This window comes from Geminocystis sp. CENA526 (assembly GCF_050753365.1).
Taxonomy (GTDB): Bacteria; Cyanobacteriota; Cyanobacteriia; order Cyanobacteriales; family Cyanobacteriaceae; genus Geminocystis.
Genome location: NZ_JBLZFY010000184.1, coordinates 1 through 4,158 on the forward strand (window position 1 = coordinate 1; position 4,158 = coordinate 4,158).

Below are 4,158 nucleotides of genomic sequence, written 5' to 3' on the forward strand. Positions count from 1 at the left end.
ATTGTTTTAAATAAAATTTAGTAAAAAATGCTCAGTTTTTCAGTAAAAATTGTGAAAATTGAACACTTTTTAGTTGATGTAGTATGTCTAAACCTTTGATTTTAATAACCTTCTGATTTATTCAGCAAACCCTAATTAAACAAACTTAAGTTCCATGTCTATTCTAGTTGATCTGTGACACTCCCACGCTGACCTATGGTACAGACGTGGGCTTCTTACCTCACCTAAAAATGCTACAACTCGATCGAACCTAGAAAATTCAAGACAATTTGGTTAAATAATTGAGGGGATTCATCATGGAGACAATGACCAAGATTATCTAATAATTTTAGTTCAATATTCGGATTTATTTGAGCTAATTTTTGAGCTTGAGTCGGGGGAATAAGTCGATCGAGCTTACCCCAAAGTAATAAGATAGGAATATCCACCCGTTTTAGTAATTCTTCCAAAGACGTAGAAAAATCTCCCATAGTTTTACTCAATGCGATTAAAGCACGAGCTGAACCTCGATCGAGAGGAGGACGACTGATAATATTAATCAACTCATCATCTACGTTACTATGATCAATATAGGCAACCTTGAGACTACGGCGGATAATATTCGGTTGACGTACAATGTAGAAAATAAGACGTATAAGTAAGGGTGAAGCAACTAAATTTTCTAAGGTTTTTACCAACGGTTGCAAAGCCGAAGGAATCATTTTTTGCCGAGCCGAAATATCTGGTAAACTAATCATTACTAATTTTGTAGCGATATGAGGATATTGTGCTACGGTATTTAGAGCAATTAAAGAGCCGATCGAATTACCAATAATGATACAAGGTTTATCAATAAAAGTGTGCCAAAAATCTGCTACTAATTCCGTCCATAAATCAATCCCATAGTTACCATAGACTTTTTTCGATGCCCCAAAACCGAGTAAATCAAGGGCATAAACCGTATGATATTGACTCAAAACAGGGATATTGTGTCGCCAATGGGCTAGGGAAGCACCAAAACCGTGTAAAAGGATAATAGGTATATCTGTTAATTCGTTTTCAGTAGCGACCCTTTCAAAACTATAATGAATGTGCCAACCTCGCCAAATCCAATCCCTTTCATTCCCTGCGTAAACCATAAATTACAGAATTAATATTTGATAATAAGTTAGTATTTATATCATTAGGACTTACGCTCTAATAACTATATCCTGTCATCCTTAGTCAATACAGGCATCCTGCCTGTGCCACGGAATCTCAATGCCTAGATTTTTGGTATAAGTGCGTAACTTCCCATAACTTATCAATTTTGTAAAAACTTTATTCCCAATATCAATACATGAACTCCGAAATTACTTTAACTTGGAACATCTTAGAGGAAGCCTTTGAAATTGTCAATATTGGTTCTATTAGCGTTGATCCTCAACTGGCGATCGCAACTTACAAGAGTGCAGATGATCCAAATCAAGAGGGCAATAACGAAATTTCCCCAGAAGTTTGGGTGGATTATACTCCTCCCCTTCCTTTCCTCAAAAATACTACTCGAAACTTACAGTTTAATGAATCTCAATTCATTGCCTCTCCGGGGCAAGATATTGGTGTAACAAGTTATATCACTACTTCCGATGGTTATACATGGGCGGCGATGTCCACTGCAATTAATGCCATGTGGCCTTTCAATGCTGATGATTATTCTGGTATTGCCAGTCAAAGTCCTTATTATGCAGGAAACCTTGTCACTACTCCTCCAGAGGAAGTGGTAAAAGTTACCGCTAATTATAAAGGGCAAAATATGAAGTTTTGGGCGAATGAAAATGGGTTATCCTCCGATAATCCTAATGCTATCAAGCTCGATCGATATTTTGTTATCGATGAATGGGGTAACGAGTATATTATGCACGCATCAGGGCAATTAGATCAAAGTCAAGTAGCTACAGCTTTTGAGGAGGCAATATTACCCGAAGGTTGGACAAAAGAAACCCGTCAATTATCCGAAGATTTGATTTTAACTCCCGCCGAAGGTGGCAATGGAAGTTTTCATTATTTAGTATTTCGGGATAGTGCCGATAACAGTTATCATCAGACAAAATGGTCCGATACTGGTTCACTTTCGGCTCAAATCGAGGATTTTCCCATTTGGGGAGGGCAAGATGATAATATCCTTTTTGGGGATGCTAATGGCGAAATTAGGAATGATTTGATTTACGGTGCAGGAGGCGATGATACCATTATTCCGGGGTTAGGTAACGATGAAATTTGGGGGGATGCTGGTATTGATACCGTCATTTTAACAGGGGATAGCACTGATTACTCGATCGAAGAAATCACTTCCGATGAAGTAAGTACCTTTACAGTGTCAGGATTTGGTTATACCAAAACCCTTTATGATGTGGAATATTTACAGTTTGATAACGAAACAATTTCCTTAAATAATGATAGCTTACTAAATACACAAATATATCGTTTTCGCACAGGAGAGGCAACTTATCTTTATGTAGCCGAAGAAGAACGTCAACGTATTTTAGCAGATAACTATAATTTTGTGGAAGAAGGAGAAGCGTTTAAAGTCTCCCTGACAATGGATGATGATTTAATTGCTATTTATCGTTTTCGCAACACTAATCTTGCGGGGGCTTACTTATATGTAGGAGAAGAAGAGCGTCAAAGCATCTTACAAAGCGACTATGGTTTTGTGGAAGAAGGTTTAGCGTTTTATACTTATGGTGCAATGAGTGACCAAGGGCAAGATATTTATCGATTTCAAACTAGCCCAGGTGCTTATATTTTTGTGGGAGAAGAAGAAAGACAAAGTATCTTACAAAATTATTCTAGTTTTGCAGAAGAAGGAGTTGCTTTTAATGTAGTATAAACTAATTTGGTAATTTTTGGTCAAAAACTAGGCATAAAAACACAAAATATACTCTGGTATAATCATTCCAAAACTATTACCTAGGGGTTGCCTCATAGTCTTTTGATGAAGATAGGGAAGAGCGGATTTGGGAAAAGGGAAAAAGGAATAAGTAATAAAAATCAAGGTTTTGGGGCTTTATATGAATATATAAATACAAAAATGTTTTAAATAAAATTTCGTAAAAAATGCTCATTTTTTGAGTAAAAATTGCTAAAACTGCACACTTTTTTAGTAATGTAGTTTGTCTAAATCCTTGATTTTAAAAACAAGTCCTTACTCATTGTTTTTCTCTTCAGATTTGTCCATTTTAATGTCTGGGATAAAATCAGGTTTTTCGGCATCTTCCCAACCCACTGGACGTTTAGAACTATACCATGCGATCGAACCAATGACAACAGCAGCGATAAAACCTACCACATAGACAGCTACGAAATAAACAGGAAAAGTTCCAGCCACTAATAATAAATAATTCATAAAATGATTCCTAAATAATAAATGTAAATTATACTGTGAAACTGTTAATGAGTAAAGCATAAAAAGTTAATATCTTATACAAGAAAATACACAAAAACAAAAAGGTGTGTTAGAATAATAAAAAAAATCTTAGCACACCTTTTTTCATGGGAAAAAAAGAATATGTCTCGGCGGAAGCAGACTCAACTACAGGCGACCCAAATTTAAAACCGTTTTGGAACGCATCATGTCAGGAGATGTCGAACGCCTTGTGGTCGCTCATAAAGATAGACTTGCTAGATTTGGATTCGATTTATTTCAATGGATATGTGAATCAAACAATTGCGAACTCGTGGTTTCAAGTAACTCAAGTCTCTCTCCTGAACGAGAAATGGTGGAAGACATTTTGGCAATCGTTCACGTTTTCTCTTGCCGACTCTACGGATTGCGAAAGTACAAACAGCAAATCAAAGAAGATTCAAGTTTATCCTCAGAAGGAACTTAAAATCGTTTGGAGGCAATGGTTATCAGCTTCTCGCTATTGCTACAACAAAGCAATGGCAATACTTAGAGATAGGTATGTAGCGAAAGAAAAGTTACCATCAGCCTATGATTTGCGTAAACTTGTCATGGAAGATTTACCTGATTGGGTTGAATCATCTCCTTATAATTTGAGAGGAGCAGCCGTAATTGATGCCCATAGAGCTTTTAAGGCTACAGATAAAGATAATCGGAAGATTTACCCTTAGAAATGCTTAGTGATTTTTCTATCATTTTAGACAAGGGAAGATGGTATATTAGTTTCACTATAGAAG

Annotated in this window: 5 protein-coding genes; 3 read left to right on the forward strand and 2 right to left on the reverse strand. The window is 36.3% G+C overall.

All coding sequences use genetic code 11. The features are described 5' to 3' along the window. Window positions 1-233: 233 nt before the first annotated feature. Entirely contained in the window at window positions 234-1,118 is an 885-nt protein-coding gene (locus ACN4EE_RS22140; protein ID WP_431708685.1) for an alpha/beta fold hydrolase, read from the reverse strand. A gap of 200 nt (window positions 1,119-1,318) precedes the next feature. Here ACN4EE_RS22140 and ACN4EE_RS22145 point away from each other — a divergent pair, with 200 nt between their 5' ends. After that, the gene (locus ACN4EE_RS22145; protein ID WP_431708686.1) at window positions 1,319-2,848 is read left to right on the forward strand and encodes a hypothetical protein; all 1,530 of its coding nucleotides are present in this window, start codon (window positions 1,319-1,321) and stop codon (window positions 2,846-2,848) included. 315 nt (window positions 2,849-3,163) lie between these two features. Here ACN4EE_RS22145 and psb35 read toward each other — a convergent pair whose 3' ends face one another. Beyond that, window positions 3,164-3,364 (reverse strand): photosystem II assembly protein Psb35, encoded by a 201-nt coding sequence (gene psb35, locus ACN4EE_RS22150; protein WP_431708688.1) that lies wholly within the window; start codon window positions 3,362-3,364, stop codon window positions 3,164-3,166. Between the two features lie 160 nt (window positions 3,365-3,524). Here psb35 and ACN4EE_RS22155 point away from each other — a divergent pair, with 160 nt between their 5' ends. Beyond that, a complete protein-coding gene (locus ACN4EE_RS22155) occupies window positions 3,525-3,848 on the forward strand; it encodes an IS607 family transposase (RefSeq protein WP_431708689.1) in 324 nt (107 codons plus the stop codon). Between the two features lie 52 nt (window positions 3,849-3,900). Then, window positions 3,901-4,092 (forward strand): hypothetical protein, encoded by a 192-nt coding sequence (locus tag ACN4EE_RS22160; RefSeq protein ID WP_431708690.1) that lies wholly within the window; start codon window positions 3,901-3,903, stop codon window positions 4,090-4,092. Window positions 4,093-4,158: the final 66 nt, after the last annotated feature.

Coding starts and splice junctions, on each gene's coding strand:
- ACN4EE_RS22140 (WP_431708685.1), bottom strand. CDS start 1,118: ATGGTTTACGCAGGGAATGAAAGGGATTGGATTTGGCGAGGTTGGCAC.
- ACN4EE_RS22145 (WP_431708686.1), top strand. CDS start 1,319: ATGAACTCCGAAATTACTTTAACTTGGAACATCTTAGAGGAAGCCTTT.
- psb35 (WP_431708688.1), bottom strand. CDS start 3,364: ATGAATTATTTATTATTAGTGGCTGGAACTTTTCCTGTTTATTTCGTA.
- ACN4EE_RS22160 (WP_431708690.1), top strand. CDS start 3,901: ATGGCAATACTTAGAGATAGGTATGTAGCGAAAGAAAAGTTACCATCA.